Below are 13,835 nucleotides of genomic sequence, written 5' to 3' on the forward strand. Positions count from 1 at the left end.
CCCACCAAGGACGCCGCACGCGCCGAGGTGTTCGACTACATCGAGATGTTCTACAACCCACAACGCCGTCATGGTTCAACTGGCGACCTGTCCCCTGTAGAGTTTGAACGGCGCTACGCGCAACGAGGGTCTTGAGTGTCTACGGAACCCTGGGCGTATCACAGCCTTGAGTTTCTTCCATACCTTAATAACAGGAACATCAGATGAATAGAAAGATGGAAGGTGGAAAATTGTTCGGCCATCGAACTTTAAGCCTGAGATGTAATCTGTCGCTAATTGCTTTTCTAGCACTTTCAGCGAGCGCGGCCAGCTGTTATGCGGAAACCCACTACGCCGCGTTTACCTATCGCCAGACCTCCGGCACGCGGCCATACGTGCCGGTCAAAATAAATGGCACAAATTTTTTATTCATGGTTCATGGCAATGCTAGTTTCTCAGCAATGACGACCCATGCTAACGCGAATAAGGCAGGCATCACTGATCTCGTTCAAACGGGCGCTTACGGGATCGAGGAGCCCGGGAAGGTAAGTAGCCTGGGAAGCGCTAAGGCAGTCGCGAATACCTTCGAAGTTGGCGGTCGTGTCGATAGTAATATGGGCATCAGTGTTTTTGAAATTCCGCAGGATCCGCCAGTCGATGGGATGATTGGTATCAAATGGCTGAAGAACTCAAGGGTGATGGTGGATTTCAGTCGTAATCGGCTTGCAATACCCGACGGGGATAAGGATGTTGAAGCCGAACATCAACGGCTCAAAAAGAAAGGGTACGTTGCTCACAAGTTGTCGTGGAGCACTAATCGAAATCGTTTTTACGTTCAGCCAGTCATCAATGGCACCAAGTCTACCTTTGATGTTTCAACGGTTGCTGGGGTCATTTTTGATGATGCCTTTGCCGGCAAGGCATCGGTGACAGCTGGTCCAGTCGTTGACACCTATGGTGGCCCAACCGGAACGCAAGGGGCTGTCCGCGAAAACCAGGGTGATTATTCAATCAGTCTCGATGGTCAAGCCTTGGTTGCGACGAGGGCGAAAATATATGATACGTATGCCTATGATGGCGAAGAGAGGCCGGCGAACGCGTCTGACCAGTTGAGCGGCTACCTTGGTTGCGACTTTATGCGCGCTAATGAAGCAGTTATTGATTTTGGTGCCGGAATCCTTTTCACAAAGTCTCGTAAAGCCGGTAGTAAATAATTAGGTATCCTAGGCCGATGCAGCTCAATTCTGCATCGGTTTTACCGGTCCTTTTTTTCTCGCTGCTGTGCCCTATCTCACCAGGCTATCCAGCTCTATACGAGTTGTGAATCCACTTGTACCGTCGATCGCGTGAGTGGTCTTTGCAATCAACCAGCGTTGCCCATCAATCTCCGGCTTGAAGCCGCTCACCGTGACGATGTGCTCTGGGAAGAGATCCGCCCGGCCGATCGCCAGCGTGTAATCGAACTTTGCTATCCCACGCTTTGCCCGCTCCAGCTCTGCGTGTGCATGCTGGCGTGCGGTCGCCTCATCGGCATACGACTCCTGCAGGCGCTTAGCGTTGTCGGCCGTGCCGACCAGCACCGACTGCCGCCGCGCCTTGCCCTTGTCCACCCAGTACGCGCGCACGCCGGTGTAGGCATCACGATCGGCGACCGAGTAACGGTGCTGGTCGCCGTCGCGCCGCGTCAAGGTGACGGTCGGCAGCGGTTTGCCGGTCGCTGTGGTGCCAGCGCCGATCGGCGCAAAGACCAGCGCACCTCCCTTGACCGTGGCAACCGCATCGAAGCGCTGCCCCAGACGGGTGAGCAGATTCATATCGCTCTCGTTGGCCTGGTCGAGATGGGGCAGCTTGGTGCGCGTCAGCACCTCGGCCACGCGCGGTGTCAGTCCATGCTCGCCGGCCAGCGTGTTGAGTACGGCACCCAGCGTGGTGTTATGCCAGCTGCGTTCGCGCCGCGTGCGCATGTCGGCAGTCAGATCCGCGCTACGCGCGCGCACGGTGATGATGTCGGGCGCACCGCTGTATTCCACTTCGTCCACGATGAAGGTGCCTTTGTCGACCAAGCCAGTGGCTTTCCAGCCCAGTGCAACGGCCAGGCGCACCCCGCGTTTGGGCAGCGCCATCTTGCCGTCGTGGTCGTGGATACTCAGGTCTAGTTGGTCGGCATCGCTGCCCCGGCATTCGGTGAGAGTGAGATCGCGCAGGCGCGGGGCGATGCGCTCGGTGAGGTCGGTGCCATCGAGCAGCACGCGCCACTGGGGAGTCGGGTAGCTCATGCGGCGGTCGCCTCGGGCGCCACGTCGTCGGTGCGGCGCAGGCTCAGTTGGAACTCGACGCGGCGCGGTGTGCCATCTGGAAAGAACAGCGAGGCCGTCTCGTTGATCGCCAGCAGCAGATACGGCCCATAGACCACGCCGGCGCCGTCGACCAACGGCAACGGCTCACCATCAGCTGCGAGTTCGCGCAGCGTGTCCAGCGAGGCGCGTGTGCCGGTGAGCTCGGGAGCGATCAGGCCAGAGAGGTCGATGGTGTCATCGCCTGGGCCCAGGAACTGGCTGGCCGCTCGCGCACCCACGCGTTCGCTGGTGGCGTGGCGCCAACTCATCTGCCGCTGCAGTTGCAGATAGGCGGCGCTATCGAGAGCAAATACAAACGTGCCGTAGGACATCATCATCGGGGTGGATCCTCAGTCATCGCGGAGGCTGGAGCGGCGAGTGGCCGCCGTACGTCGCTCGCGCTCTTCAAGTTGGCGGGTGACTTCGCGCGCCAGTGCGGCCGCATCCATGCCCGGTGCGGCGTGGACGTGGATGACGTAGCTGTTGCCGCCTGCAGGCGCGCTGGCGGCGCGCGCAGGGGCCGACAACGGCGTCCGGCTATCGATCGCCGCCACAGGCGCTGTGGCCGTCGCCAGGGCCAGGCCAGCGCCCACCGCACGCATCCGGTTGCCCAGCGCCATGACGGCCTGCACAGGCGCGCCCTGGCCGCGCTGCAGGCCCACGGTGAGGCCTTGCATAGTGAAGTCGCCCAGCTGGGCGAACACGCGCGAGGGGCTGTGAATGCCCAGCAGGCCCTTGAAGCGATCGACCACACCGCTGCCGACGCTGGCGATCGCATCGCCGGCCGCACCGAGCTTGGAGCGGATGCCCTGGACAAGGCCGCTGATCATGTCGGCGCCGGCCTGCAGCATCCGGGCCGGCCAGTTGGCCAGCTGCAGGTTGATGCCGGCCCACAGCTGCAGCAGCCCCTGGCGGATGCGATCGCCGTTGCCGGTAAACACGCCCACGATCAGTGACCACGTGCCCTGGACGGTTTGCCACACGCCGCCGAGGATCTGCTTGACTACCGGCAGCACGAAGACAAACGCCTGCACCAGCCAGCCGATCGCCTTGACCGCCAGCTGCAGCTGGGTGACCAGCACCGCGCCCAGGATCTGCCCGAAGCCGCGACCGGCCTGCGTTGCACCCTGCAACTGCGCGGTGGTGGCCTCGAAGGGCGTCAGCAGCTGCTTGACCCATGCCCAGGCCTGACCCATCGCTGCGGCCACGGTGTCCCACACCGGCGCCAGCGGCGCGAGCGCGGTCTTCAGCTCGGCGAGGACCGGCGCGGCGACATCGACGATGCCTTGCCAGACGCCAATGGCGAAGGCCTTGATCGGCCCCCAGTACTTCCACACCAGCAGCGCCACGGCAGCGACGGCCGCGCCGATGGCCAGCACCGGCAGGCTGACGCCGCCGAGCAGCGGCAGCAGCAGGCGGGCGCCATTGGCGAGCATCGGCAGCACGCGGCCGCCGAACGCCAGCCCCTGCCGCAGCAGCGCACCGAAGCCGCCACCGCCCGACAGCAGCGCGACGGCGCCGTGGATCTGCGAGAACGCCATCGCGGCCACGCCGCCGGCCACCATCAGGCCGCCGAGGATCGTGACCAGCGCGGCGCCGGCGATCGCCGTCTTGGCGATCGCACCCACCAGCACCGGATTGGCGCGGATCCACGTCGTGACCTGGCCGACCACCGCAGCCGTGCGCTCGGTCAGTTGCTTGAACTGCGGCAGCAGCGCTTGGCCGATCGACTGGGACACCACCACGGCGGTGTTCTTCAGCAGCTGCAGCGAGTTGGCCGAGGTAGCCACCCGCGATGCGTACTCGGCCGACATCGAGCCGCCGTAGCGCTGTGCGTCGGCAACCTTGGCGAAGTTGCCCTGCAGCAATTCCAGATTGGTCAGCAGCGGTGCGATCGCACCGATCGACTCGCGCCCGAACAGCTGCGTCATGGTCGCGGCCTGCTCGGCCTTGGGCAATGCGCGCAGCTTCTGCAGCACCGACATGATCGCCCCGCCTGCGTCCTTCTGCATGACCTGGGCCATGGTCGTGGCCTTGATGCCCAGCTTGTCGAAGGCCTCGCGCTGGCTCTTGGTGGCCGACTCGCCCGAGGCCAGGGTGAGCAGCATGTTCTTGATGCCGGTGGCCGAGACTTCCGACTCGATGCCCATGCCGGCGACGGTGGCGCCCAGCGCTGCCAGTGGTCCGCTCTGCAGACCGGCGACCTCGCCCAGGGCACCAATGCGGTTCACCACTGCGCTGATCTTGTTGACGCTTGCCGGGCCGGTGTTGCCGAGATAGTTGATCTTGTCGGCCAACACGACGACCTCATCCTGGCCCATCCGGAAAGCGGTGCGCCAGGTGGCCATGGTCTGGCCGGCTTCCTCGGCGCTGCTGTCGAATGCCACGCCCATCTTGGCCGCGTCCTCGGCGAAGCGGACCAGTTCCTGGCGCGGGATGGCGGCCTGGCCGGCGGCCGCCACGATCTTGGCAATCTCGGCCGGCAGCATGGGCAGGCGCATCGAGAGGTTCTCGACATCGCGGCCCATCTGCAGGAACTGCTGCGGCGTTTTGAAGTCCACGACTTTGCGCACGTCGGCCATGGCCGACTCAAACTCCATCGCATCGCTGATCGGCAGCACGGAGGCTCGCAATGCACGCTGGCCGGCGAAGGCCATGCCGGCGCCGTAGGCGCTCGCCTGCAGGCCGGCGTTCTGGATCCTGGCGCTACGACGCTGGGCAGCGTCAATCGCCACCAGGCGCTGCTGCTGGGCGCGCATGGCGCTGTTGGTGCTCTCGATCTCGCCGCGCAGGCGCCGCTCATGCGTGACCAGCTCGCGGGTGCTGATCCCCGCCGTCTCCAGGCGACCACGCAGGCGCTGCAGGCCGGCCTCCTGCGCACCGTGTGCGGTCTTGAGTTCCCGTGCGGTGCGCACGGCACGCTCGAACTTGGCATTCATTGCAGCGGTGGGCGTGCCGGTGGCCTTGATCTGTTGGGCAAGCGTGCGTACCGATAGCCGCTGCGCATCGAGCGCGGCCTTGGCGCGCTGTGCCAGCGCGACCTGCTCGCGATAGGCGCCGATGTCGCGGTGCTGGCTGTTGAGCTGGCGCAGCGCGTCGCGCTGGTTGCGCAGTGCGGTGGCGACGCCGCGGCTACCGCTCAGCACGCGCCGGAACGGACCGGTGGCGCGGTCGACGGCGGCCAGGATCACCTGCAGGCGCAGATTGTCGGAGGCCGCCATTTAGGCGGCCTCGTGGTTCGGGTTGGGCATCATTCGGCTCCGCTTCGCAGGCGGGCACGCTCGCGCCACGCCGTGAGTTCGTGCAGCGACCAGCCGTCCATCTCAGACGGCGGCCAGTGGAAGATGGCCGCGATGTCGGCCATCGCATCCTCTACGCAGTCGGGAAATCCACCTCCCTCTGTGCCTTCGGCAAGAAAAAAACCTGCACCTCCTGGCCGACCGCCAACAGGTCGGCCGGATCCATCGCATTGACGTCGGCGGTGGTCAGCGTGGGCGAGGAAATGCGCGGCAGCAGTGTTGCCAGCGCGGTGACGTCCAACTGCAGCACATCAGTCAGCTTGAGGCCGCGCAGTTCGCCTGCGCCTGGCTTGCGCACCTTGAGGTCGGTGATGGTCTGCTCGCCGCGCGTGATGGGCTGGTCGAGGGGAATGGCTGGGGAAAAGGTCGGGGTCATCGGAAGGTCTCGGGCTGAGGCCTGGCGGCGCCAGGCCGGAAGGGTCAGGCGCCGATGGCGCGGCGGTGCGGGGCGAGCAGGTCCACCCCGTTGACGATCTCGATCATGTTCATCAGATCGATCTCGATCACGGGTGCGCCATTGATGCTGAGCTTGTAGTAGCTGGCCGAGGTCTTGACGGAGAATTCGGTGTCGTCGCCGGACTTGGCGTTACCCGGATCAAGCTCCTTGTGACGGCCGCGCACAACCAGTTCCACCGCGTCCACATCGCCGCTGTCGTCGCGCTGGTAGGCACCGGCAAAGCGCAGCTGCACGGCGTTGTGCGTGGTGGCGCCGTACTGATTCAGTACGCTGCGCATCAGGCCGCCGCACTTCCATTCGAGCTCGATCTTCTCCTGGCCGAAGTCGATATCGACCGGGCCATTCATGCCGCCGCCGCGATATTCCTCCATCTTGCGGGACAGCGTGGGTAGCTTCACTTCGACCACCTGGCCGAGATAGCTCTCACCGTCGTTGAACAGGTTGAGCGCTTTGAGTTTCTTGGGCAACGCCATGGGTTTCTCCGGGAATCAAAGAGTGCGTTACGCGTTGACGCGTTCGGCGAAGTCGGCCAGGTAGCTGGTGGTGATCTTCTGGTACAGCTGCAGGTTCTCCAGCGGCGGCACCGGCGTGTAGTCGTAGTCGATACGCAGCGCGCCATCGGCCAGGGTGGTGGCGCTGTTGACGGTGCCGTCGTACCAGGCATTGGCATCGATCAAGTAGCCCGATGACTTCAGGTCGCGGAACTTGGCGTTGATCGTTTCGATCAGGTCTTTGACCAGCGAGGGATGCATCGGCTTGTCGACGTAGAACGCCACGCCCTCGGCAATGGTGTCGGCCAGGACCTGTGCGGTGCGCGTGGCCGTCTCGAACGCGAACATCGCGTCTTCGGCGCACGTGCGCGACCCCCAGAAGCGTTGCCCGTTGAACGTCACCAGCGTGGTGATGTCGCCCTCGTTGAGCACGCCGGCATCGGTGGCCGGATCCTGCAGATCCCAGTGCACGTCCTTGGAGATACCGGTCACGCCGGCCACGGGCACGTTGGACAGGCTCTTGTGCCAGCCCTGCTCGGTGTCGATCTTGGCGCGCAGGCCGAGCGCACGCGCGGTGGCATACGCAGCGGTCGTAGTGCTGGTGGCGGTGTCGAAGGCCAGGAAGTCCGGCCAGATCAGCATCACCTCGCGATCGCTGAACTGGCCTCTGTAGGTGACAGCCTCGGCGACGGTGTCGGCAACGGGGCGCACATAGGCCATGGCGCGCAGCTTCTTGGCGATGGTCGCCAACGCCTTGGCGACCGGCAGTGTGTCCAGACCAGGCGCGCCCAGGATGCGCGGGCGCACGCCTAGCTGTGCTTGCGCGGCGAGCAGCGCATATAGGCCGGTGTAGCCGCTGGACTTGGCCTCGCCGATGACGTTGCTGGACGTCTTGCCTGCGTCTTCGCCGTCGGCCACACGCACCACGATGGTCACCGGGTTGGTCTGATCGGCGATGCCCTGCAGCGTGGCGCGCAAGGTGCCCTGGGTGCCGGCGCTGGCGATCGCGCCGAGCACATCGGTGATCAGCACGGCCTTGTTGAGCGGGAAGATTTTCTCGTCCGCATCGGCCGCCGTGGCGACCAGGCCAACGACAGCGGTAGAGACAGTGCGGATGGTGCGCGTGCCCGCGCTGACTTCAATGACGCGGACGCCGTGGTGGTAGGCAGTGGACATAGATTCCTCGATCAGGACGAGCGGAAGCGGAGCGGGATGGTCATGCGCGAGCGCGCATTGGCGGGGGCGACGTCAGTGCGTTCGCCTTCGATCGTCAGCACGAAGCTGCCAGGCGCCTCACCGATGACCAGCTCGACGCGGGTCAGGCGCAGGCGCGGCTCCCAGCGCATCAACGCGGTGGCGGTGGCGCCATAGAGCAGCGTGCGGGTGGCGCCGTTGAACGGCTGGTCGATCAGTTCGGGCAGCAGCGAGCCGAAGTCGCGGCGCTGCTCGCGCGTGCCGATGGGCGTGGTGAGGATGCAGGCGATCGACTGGGCCAGATGTTGCTTGCCCTCGATCACGCGCCCGGTGGTGGCATCGACGCCGATCACTGCGGGCCGCCGCTGAGCGCGCTACCGGCGGTCACGCCGGTGGTCTTGTGATTCTTGAGGCTGATCCCGCCGCCGATCACGTCGGTGTCGACGGTGGCCGTGCCGGTGATGCCGGCATCGCCATTGATCTGGGTGGTGCCGTTGACGGTCAGCGGGCCGTTGAGGGTGATGCCGCCATCGGCGGTGATGCTCGCGGTGCCGCCACTGGGCAGCGTCGCCTGCAGCGCATGCGCCTCGGTGTCGTAGTGGATCTGCGCGCCATCGGCAAAGCGCAGCACGTGCAGCGTGTCGGATGCGGCAGGCGCGGCAAATCGGTCGGAGTACAGGCCACGTAGCACCAGGCCATCGGCCAGGTCGCCGGCCGGCGACAGCACCACGACTTGTTCGCCGATTGCCGGCGCCGACCAGATGATGGTGGTACCGGCCAGGGTGACCACCCAGGGCAGATAGTCGGTCAGCATCTCGCCGACCTGCACGCGGCATCGCGCCGTGGCGAGATTCACCTCGGCCACGGTGCCGAGACGAATGGCGTTACTCAGTGCGGAGGATGCGGTGCCCATGCAGCCATGGTCAGTGGCTGCACGATGTTGCGCACTGCAATCGGTGCGTAACGCAGTGGGCTACACAGCAGCGTCTTCAGACGGCTTGGGCTGCACGGCCCATGCCTGTGCGGCTTCGTCCCACACCACCGTGCCGTCGACCGAAACCGGTGCCGCCACGGTGGTCAGGTGTCCCGGTAACGCGACGCCAGCGGCCAGGCGCGGTGCGATCGCGCCGGTGGCTTTTTCCCACACCAGCGCAGCGCTGTAGTCCGGATCTGCGCGCCAGCTCGCGCGTGCTGCGTCCCATACATTGCGGCGGTAGTCGCTGGGTAAGAACGCGATCGGCTGCGAAGTGGTGTAACCCTGCGGGAGTGCATCGCCCAAGGCAAGCGTGTTGGCGACCGGCGTGGCGGTGTCGGTGCTGTAGAGCATCACGCCGCGATAGTCTGGCACCAGCTCCCACGTGCCAGACATTGGCGACAGGCGATGCCGCTGATACAGCCCCGCAGGCGGCGCGGGCGCGGTGGCAACGGTGTCGGGTGGCAGCGGGTAGCGTCCTTCCAGCTCGGAAAGGTAGACGATCACCGGGCCGGTGTACTCACCGGTGGCGGGATCAAAGGCGTGGGCGGTGTTGGTGCGTGGCAGTGGGTTGGTCATGGTCAATCCTCAGTAAGCAATGCAGTAGGTCATGCGCAGGCCAGCCGGCAGGTTGTCTGCGCCGCCGGCAGCGTTGACGGTGATGGCGTGGTCATGGGCGCCAGCGCCACGGTGATCCACCACGTGCACGTGATTGCCGCCCTCGGCGATGCCGATCCCGTGGGTGTGGTTGCCGGAGCCGTTCATGCCGATGTTATGGGCGTGGTTGCCCGCGCCATCGGTGCCAAAGCTATGCGCATGGTTACCCCCGGCGCCGGTCCAGCCGTCCGAGGGAGCGGCATCGTTGTCGCGCTCGCGGAACACGCCATAGCCATTGATCGCATTGGACGGGATCACGCCTGGGTGCTGGTGATCGCCGGAGGCGCTGGTGCTGCCACTGTGACCATGCCAGCCCTGTGTGTCGGTCCACGCCCCGTGCGCGTGATCGCCGCCTGGATTGACGCTTGCCCCGTGTGCGTGGACGCCGGCGGCGCCCAGTTCGGTGTAGTGCGCGTGGTCGCCCACGGCGGCTGCACTTGCCCCATGCGTATGGGAAATGACCTGGCCGGCGCCATACGAACCCACCGAGGTTGCGACGCTGGTATGGGTGATGACGGTGCCGTCCTTGATCTTGGGCACGTTGAACGTGGTGTTGCCGTCGCCGGCGCCGTAGACCGTGCCGATGGCGGCGAACAGCGCTGCGTATTTGGTGCGCGAGATCGCCGCGCCATCGCAGACCAGCAGGCCAGTCGGCGGATACAGCGAGGCCATGACCACGATCTGGCCGGGCAGCAGGAACGACTGCGGCACGTTGAGCATGTTGCGGAAATCCCGATACCACTCGCCCTGGCGTCCATCCAGGGTGTCCGCATCCAGGCCATTGCCGTGACCGGCGTCATTCAGTGCAGCCGAGCGAATACCCAGCACATTGCGTGCAGCCGCCGCAGTGGTACGCGACAACAGTTCCTTGATGAATTCGGTTGGTCCCATTTCGCCAAGGCGCTGGTCCAGTGACGCAAGCAAGTTGGCCGGCGACACCGCCCGCTCTCTGTCCACGCCTGCGATGGCCTGAGCGTCAGTTGCCAGGCGCACCACACCGGGCACGTCTACCGTCGCGGCTGGATCGGTGAAGTTGGTGTCGCCGAAAGTGATCTGCGCGGTGTCCACGTCAGCCAGCACTACGTCGATCGCCAGCAGCACAGAGGCGGCGCCGGACTTCTCCACGAGTAGCGCGGGCTGGCCGTAAGCGGCAAACAGCGTGCCGTCGGCCAGGTACAGGCCGAAGCCGTAGCAGCTGTAGACGGCATTGGATTCGTCGCGCACCGACACGTGCATCGTGTCCTTGGCCGTGACTGACCCGCCGATGGTGGTTAGGCGCTTGATCTCGGACGGCAATGCGGTGAGCTCGGCGTTGGCGACGAAGGCCGCGCTGGTCAATCCGACAGCGGCGATGGTCACCGCCTGGGTGCCGTTCTGCTTGGCATTGACCAACGCTTGGCGGCCGGCGGTGGTGATCTTGAGTTTGAGTCCGGGCATGTGTGCTCTCTAGCTCGCCTCGCCCTGCAGGCGCAGGAACAAGGTGGTTCTGCCGCGCGCCACGACGTTGAGTCGGGCTTCGGCCTGGAATCCTTGGGTGAAGCTGAAATGCGAGCGCACAGGCTTGGTGCGCTCGACCTCGGCGATGACTTCCTCGACGAACCTGGCGCTTGCGCTTTGCCCATCGGCGCCGGTCAGCGTCAGCGCCAGCTCGAAGGTGTGCGGCTGGCCGCGTGGCTCGGTCTGCCACCACTCGCGGATGGCCACCGCGCCGCCAAACGACTCGACGACCATGCGCACGCTGTTGGCCGTTCCCTTGCGCCGCTGGATCGCCATGGCGCTACGCAAGCGCGAGCGCTTGACCGCATCGCTCCAGTCGGCCTTCCAGTCGTCTACCGACAGCGTCCAGGCCAGCCACGGCAGATGACCGGCCGGGCACGTGTCCGGATTCCACAGATCCGGGTACGGCAGCGGGATCGCTTCCAGGCGAGCGGCGACGGCGGCCAGGGCGCGTTCCATCGGCGTGGCATTGGGTGGCAGCGGGGAGTTACTCATCGATGCCGGCGTGCACGATGTCGATCGCAATGCAGTAAGCCGCCTGCGTGCGGCTGATCCGGATGTCAGCGGCAGGCGAGTCCAGCTCAACACGCTGCACGCCATCGACAAACAACTTGGCCTTGATGGCTGACTCGGGAACGTCGCGGCCGATGCGGTGCGCCTCGGCGAGATAGGCCAGCAGGCTGCGCATCGCCTCGCGCATGACCACCGCCGAGTCGGGGCCAGCGTAGGTGTAGACGCGCCCGCGGATGGCGTACGGGACGATCTGCACGCTCTGAACAGCTACCTCGTCGGTCAACGGGCGCACGTCTGCATCGGTGAGGACGGCGGCCACTTCGTCGAGCAGTTCCTGCGGCGCGGTGCCATCGCCGGTGCGCGATTGCACGGTGACCAGCACTTGCCCAGGCGCGGGGCTGGTGGCGCTGGCATCCATGACATCGGCCGCCGCGCTGAGCGCGTGATAGATGTACGCGCCCTCGGGGCCGGCAACGCTGAAGCCCTCGGGCGCCAGCTGGATGCGGCGGCGGAAGTCCACGTCCGACTCATGGCTCGGTGCAATGCCGTTCTCTGGCTGCCCCGGATCGAGCACTAGGCGCGCGACGCCAAACAATGCGCCCAGGTGATCGAGGTTGGTGCCGGTGGCGAAGGCCAGCATGGTCTGCTGCGCCTTGTCGTTGGAACGCTGGCGAAGCAGGAGTTCGCGAGCGGAGAACAGCTGCAGGATCTTGTAGGCCGGATCGGCTTCTGTGAGCGCAGAGAACTCTGGCAGTAGCTTGCGGAACTGAGTAAGCGCCTCCGCAAAGATCGTCTCATAATCCAGCGCCTCTATTAGATCAGGCGCTTTCAGCTTCGAAAGGTCCACCGCTGTAAATGAAGGCATGGAGTTGCGCTTAATTCAGGAGTGAAAATTATCTGGTCTTGACGTGAGAGGGTGCCAGGGGTCTGTGTTGTAGATGCCACATCAACGGCCTTTTAAAATTCGTTGCAAGCCCCGGTGCGTACTGGCATGATCACGGCAGAGATCGCTTAATGCACCATTAGGAAAAACGTTAAGATGAATTGGAAGCATTTTGCTGGCGGTTTTACGGCTGTACTTGCGGTAACAACTATCAGTTTTTTTGTTTATCGCCTAGATCATAGTTTGCATTCCGGCGAGGGTAATCTGGGTGGTTACGAAAGAGCCATAGCGCCCAAGAATGACCTGGTGGTTGCAAGACAGTATTCTTCCTCTCTAGTTGCTGCTAATAAAGTCGACGCAAAATTTATAAAGCCAATTGGCAGTAAGACTTTTTCGATTGTGCGTAATGAGCAAAGGCCGAAGGGGGATGCATTAAATTACGTCAACTCTCTGTTGGAAAAATCAAAGGCTGGCGATGCCTCTGCTACTTATTCTATCTATCTGGCAGTCGCTCAGTGTAATGCGACGTTGCAACCCCCTTCACAGGCCGTGCTTGACGGATATAGAAAAATTGGCGCTGAGAAAAGCTACTTAAGCACGCTTGAAGAAAATTTTGAGGAATGCAAAAGTCTGACAGAGCACTCCGATTTGATGAAGGCTGCATGGCTGCAAAAGGCAGCTGAACAGGGTTCTATAGAAGCGATGATTGTTTACGCGACGGATCCTGACTCAGTGATTGGGTCTCCTGCCGATTACTTGTCCCATCCAGAACGGCTTGTTGAGTATCGAAAAAAATCTATCAATTACCTAAATCAAGCAGCCAGTATGGGAAGTGTAGATGCACTGATGGCTCTTGCTCGTGTATATGATAATGGAATACTTGCAGATAAGTCTCCCGTCAAGTCTTACGCTTACTACAAGGCCTTGCAGGTTGTTCAACCCGACATTGATCTTCGATCGACATTGATTCGTTCGCAGAGTCAACTAAGTTCGAATCAACTATCTCAAGCCAACCAAATGGCTAACGAGATCGTTGGCTCGTGTTGCAAGTAGTTAAATATCCACTCAGCCTAGATGGAATCTATGGACAGTCTTAATTTGCGTTCCGCTGCTGTTGCGCTTGGTAAAAACAAGTTTTTTCGCGGGGTTGCACTTATCTCAATATTGGGTTGTGCAATAGGAGTTGCCGTTGCCGATGGGGGCGCTAAAAACTATTCATTCGGTTGTGGTGCTTGTGATCTTGGTTCGCCGATGCCAACCACCACAACTTTAAATGCAATAAACCAAAACTACGAGCAAAATATCAGAAATCCCGATCATACGTTAGGGCCTGTTAACACTAATGGCCCGAGCGATTAAACTATTGGGCATGGAGATCACGCCAGCACAATTTTCTCTGATCGAACACTGCCTGCCGGCGCAGCGCGGAAATGTCAGCATGACCAACCTGCAAGTGGTCAACGCCATCCTTTACGTTGCCGAGCATGGCTGCAAATGGCGCGGCCTACCCAAGCGCTTTGGCAACTGGCATACGGTCTACACACGCATGAACCGTT

General features: G+C 63.0%; 18 protein-coding genes. 5 read left to right on the forward strand and 13 right to left on the reverse strand.

Annotated elements, in window-relative coordinates; genetic code table 11:
• Together F7R02_RS22165 and F7R02_RS22170 are read left to right on the forward strand one after the other, a co-directional pair.
• On the forward strand, positions 1-135 hold a 135-nt coding region (locus F7R02_RS22165; protein ID WP_151210041.1), incomplete at its 5' end, for an IS3 family transposase.
• Positions 136-203: 68 nt separating this feature from the next.
• The gene (locus tag F7R02_RS22170; RefSeq protein ID WP_139371022.1) at positions 204-1,193 is read left to right on the forward strand and encodes a pepsin/retropepsin-like aspartic protease family protein; all 990 of its coding nucleotides are present in this window, start codon (positions 204-206) and stop codon (positions 1,191-1,193) included.
• Positions 1,194-1,265: 72 nt separating this feature from the next.
• On the opposite strand, the gene F7R02_RS22175 is transcribed toward F7R02_RS22170, so the two are convergent.
• From F7R02_RS22175 to F7R02_RS22235, 13 genes are read right to left on the reverse strand one after another with little or no spacing between them, the layout of a single operon-like run.
• Positions 1,266-2,255, reverse strand: coding sequence for a phage late control D family protein (locus F7R02_RS22175; RefSeq protein ID WP_078590323.1), 990 nt, complete (start codon positions 2,253-2,255; stop codon positions 1,266-1,268).
• Positions 2,252-2,653 (reverse strand): phage tail protein, encoded by a 402-nt coding sequence (locus F7R02_RS22180; protein ID WP_078590322.1) that lies wholly within the window; start codon positions 2,651-2,653, stop codon positions 2,252-2,254. The genes F7R02_RS22175 and F7R02_RS22180 overlap by 4 nt, the downstream gene beginning before the upstream one ends.
• Positions 2,654-2,665: 12 nt before the next feature.
• Entirely contained in the window at positions 2,666-5,536 is a 2,871-nt protein-coding gene (locus F7R02_RS22185; RefSeq protein ID WP_078590321.1) for a phage tail tape measure protein, read from the reverse strand.
• Positions 5,537-5,565: 29 nt separating this feature from the next.
• Positions 5,566-5,679: a GpE family phage tail protein gene (locus tag F7R02_RS22190; RefSeq protein ID WP_005922203.1), complete on the reverse strand. Its 114-nt coding sequence runs from the start codon at positions 5,677-5,679 to the stop codon at positions 5,566-5,568.
• A gap of 8 nt (positions 5,680-5,687) precedes the next feature.
• Entirely contained in the window at positions 5,688-5,990 is a 303-nt protein-coding gene (locus tag F7R02_RS22195; RefSeq protein ID WP_029820444.1) for a phage tail assembly protein, read from the reverse strand.
• 44 nt (positions 5,991-6,034) lie between these two features.
• Positions 6,035-6,544 (reverse strand): phage major tail tube protein, encoded by a 510-nt coding sequence (locus F7R02_RS22200; RefSeq protein ID WP_078590320.1) that lies wholly within the window; start codon positions 6,542-6,544, stop codon positions 6,035-6,037.
• A gap of 27 nt (positions 6,545-6,571) precedes the next feature.
• Positions 6,572-7,738 (reverse strand): phage tail sheath protein, encoded by a 1,167-nt coding sequence (locus F7R02_RS22205; protein ID WP_078590319.1) that lies wholly within the window; start codon positions 7,736-7,738, stop codon positions 6,572-6,574.
• A gap of 11 nt (positions 7,739-7,749) precedes the next feature.
• The gene (locus F7R02_RS22210; RefSeq protein ID WP_078590318.1) at positions 7,750-8,109 is read right to left on the reverse strand and encodes a GPW/gp25 family protein; all 360 of its coding nucleotides are present in this window, start codon (positions 8,107-8,109) and stop codon (positions 7,750-7,752) included.
• Positions 8,106-8,669, reverse strand: a complete 564-nt coding sequence (locus tag F7R02_RS22215; RefSeq protein ID WP_078590317.1) for a phage baseplate assembly protein V — start codon at positions 8,667-8,669, stop codon at positions 8,106-8,108. Before F7R02_RS22215 ends, F7R02_RS22210 begins: the two co-directional genes overlap by 4 nt.
• A 60-nt stretch (positions 8,670-8,729) precedes the next feature.
• Positions 8,730-9,308, reverse strand: a complete 579-nt coding sequence (locus tag F7R02_RS22220; protein WP_078590316.1) for a phage tail protein — start codon at positions 9,306-9,308, stop codon at positions 8,730-8,732.
• Positions 9,309-9,317: 9 nt separating this feature from the next.
• Positions 9,318-10,823 carry a phage tail protein gene (locus F7R02_RS22225; RefSeq protein WP_078590315.1) on the reverse strand — a complete coding sequence of 502 codons (1,506 nt, stop codon included), beginning with the start codon at positions 10,821-10,823 and terminating at the stop codon, positions 9,318-9,320.
• Between the two features lie 9 nt (positions 10,824-10,832).
• Positions 10,833-11,378 (reverse strand): phage tail protein I, encoded by a 546-nt coding sequence (locus tag F7R02_RS22230; protein WP_078590314.1) that lies wholly within the window; start codon positions 11,376-11,378, stop codon positions 10,833-10,835.
• Entirely contained in the window at positions 11,371-12,261 is an 891-nt protein-coding gene (locus F7R02_RS22235; protein ID WP_078590313.1) for a baseplate assembly protein, read from the reverse strand. The genes F7R02_RS22230 and F7R02_RS22235 overlap by 8 nt, the downstream gene beginning before the upstream one ends.
• 174 nt (positions 12,262-12,435) lie before the next feature.
• Here F7R02_RS22235 and F7R02_RS22240 point away from each other — a divergent pair, with 174 nt between their 5' ends.
• The 3 genes from F7R02_RS22240 to F7R02_RS22250 all read left to right on the forward strand — a co-directional run.
• On the forward strand, positions 12,436-13,332 hold the full coding sequence (locus F7R02_RS22240) for a tetratricopeptide repeat protein (RefSeq protein ID WP_139371021.1): 897 nt from the start codon (positions 12,436-12,438) through the stop codon (positions 13,330-13,332).
• 30 nt (positions 13,333-13,362) lie between these two features.
• Positions 13,363-13,638: a hypothetical protein gene (locus F7R02_RS22245; RefSeq protein ID WP_139371020.1), complete on the forward strand. Its 276-nt coding sequence runs from the start codon at positions 13,363-13,365 to the stop codon at positions 13,636-13,638.
• Between the two features lie 10 nt (positions 13,639-13,648).
• Positions 13,649-13,835, forward strand: a 187-nt coding sequence (locus F7R02_RS22250; protein WP_151210039.1) for a transposase, incomplete at its 3' end; no start/stop codon positions are given.

The organism is Xanthomonas cissicola, from assembly GCF_008801575.1.
Lineage (GTDB): Bacteria > Pseudomonadota > Gammaproteobacteria > Xanthomonadales > Xanthomonadaceae > Xanthomonas > Xanthomonas cissicola.

Bases quoted from the DNA above. Each gene is read 5' to 3' on its own strand.
- F7R02_RS22170 (WP_139371022.1), top strand. From the start codon at position 204: ATGAATAGAAAGATGGAAGGTGGAAAATTGTTCGGCCATCGAACTTTA.
- F7R02_RS22175 (WP_078590323.1), bottom strand. From the start codon at position 2,255: ATGAGCTACCCGACTCCCCAGTGGCGCGTGCTGCTCGATGGCACCGAC.
- F7R02_RS22180 (WP_078590322.1), bottom strand. From the start codon at position 2,653: ATGATGATGTCCTACGGCACGTTTGTATTTGCTCTCGATAGCGCCGCC.
- F7R02_RS22185 (WP_078590321.1), bottom strand. From the start codon at position 5,536: ATGGCGGCCTCCGACAATCTGCGCCTGCAGGTGATCCTGGCCGCCGTC.
- F7R02_RS22190 (WP_005922203.1), bottom strand. From the start codon at position 5,679: ATGGCCGACATCGCGGCCATCTTCCACTGGCCGCCGTCTGAGATGGAC.
- F7R02_RS22195 (WP_029820444.1), bottom strand. From the start codon at position 5,990: ATGACCCCGACCTTTTCCCCAGCCATTCCCCTCGACCAGCCCATCACG.
- F7R02_RS22200 (WP_078590320.1), bottom strand. From the start codon at position 6,544: ATGGCGTTGCCCAAGAAACTCAAAGCGCTCAACCTGTTCAACGACGGT.
- F7R02_RS22205 (WP_078590319.1), bottom strand. From the start codon at position 7,738: ATGTCCACTGCCTACCACCACGGCGTCCGCGTCATTGAAGTCAGCGCG.
- F7R02_RS22215 (WP_078590317.1), bottom strand. From the start codon at position 8,669: ATGGGCACCGCATCCTCCGCACTGAGTAACGCCATTCGTCTCGGCACC.
- F7R02_RS22220 (WP_078590316.1), bottom strand. From the start codon at position 9,308: ATGACCAACCCACTGCCACGCACCAACACCGCCCACGCCTTTGATCCC.
- F7R02_RS22225 (WP_078590315.1), bottom strand. From the start codon at position 10,823: ATGCCCGGACTCAAACTCAAGATCACCACCGCCGGCCGCCAAGCGTTG.
- F7R02_RS22230 (WP_078590314.1), bottom strand. From the start codon at position 11,378: ATGAGTAACTCCCCGCTGCCACCCAATGCCACGCCGATGGAACGCGCC.
- F7R02_RS22235 (WP_078590313.1), bottom strand. From the start codon at position 12,261: ATGCCTTCATTTACAGCGGTGGACCTTTCGAAGCTGAAAGCGCCTGAT.
- F7R02_RS22240 (WP_139371021.1), top strand. From the start codon at position 12,436: ATGAATTGGAAGCATTTTGCTGGCGGTTTTACGGCTGTACTTGCGGTA.
- F7R02_RS22245 (WP_139371020.1), top strand. From the start codon at position 13,363: ATGGACAGTCTTAATTTGCGTTCCGCTGCTGTTGCGCTTGGTAAAAAC.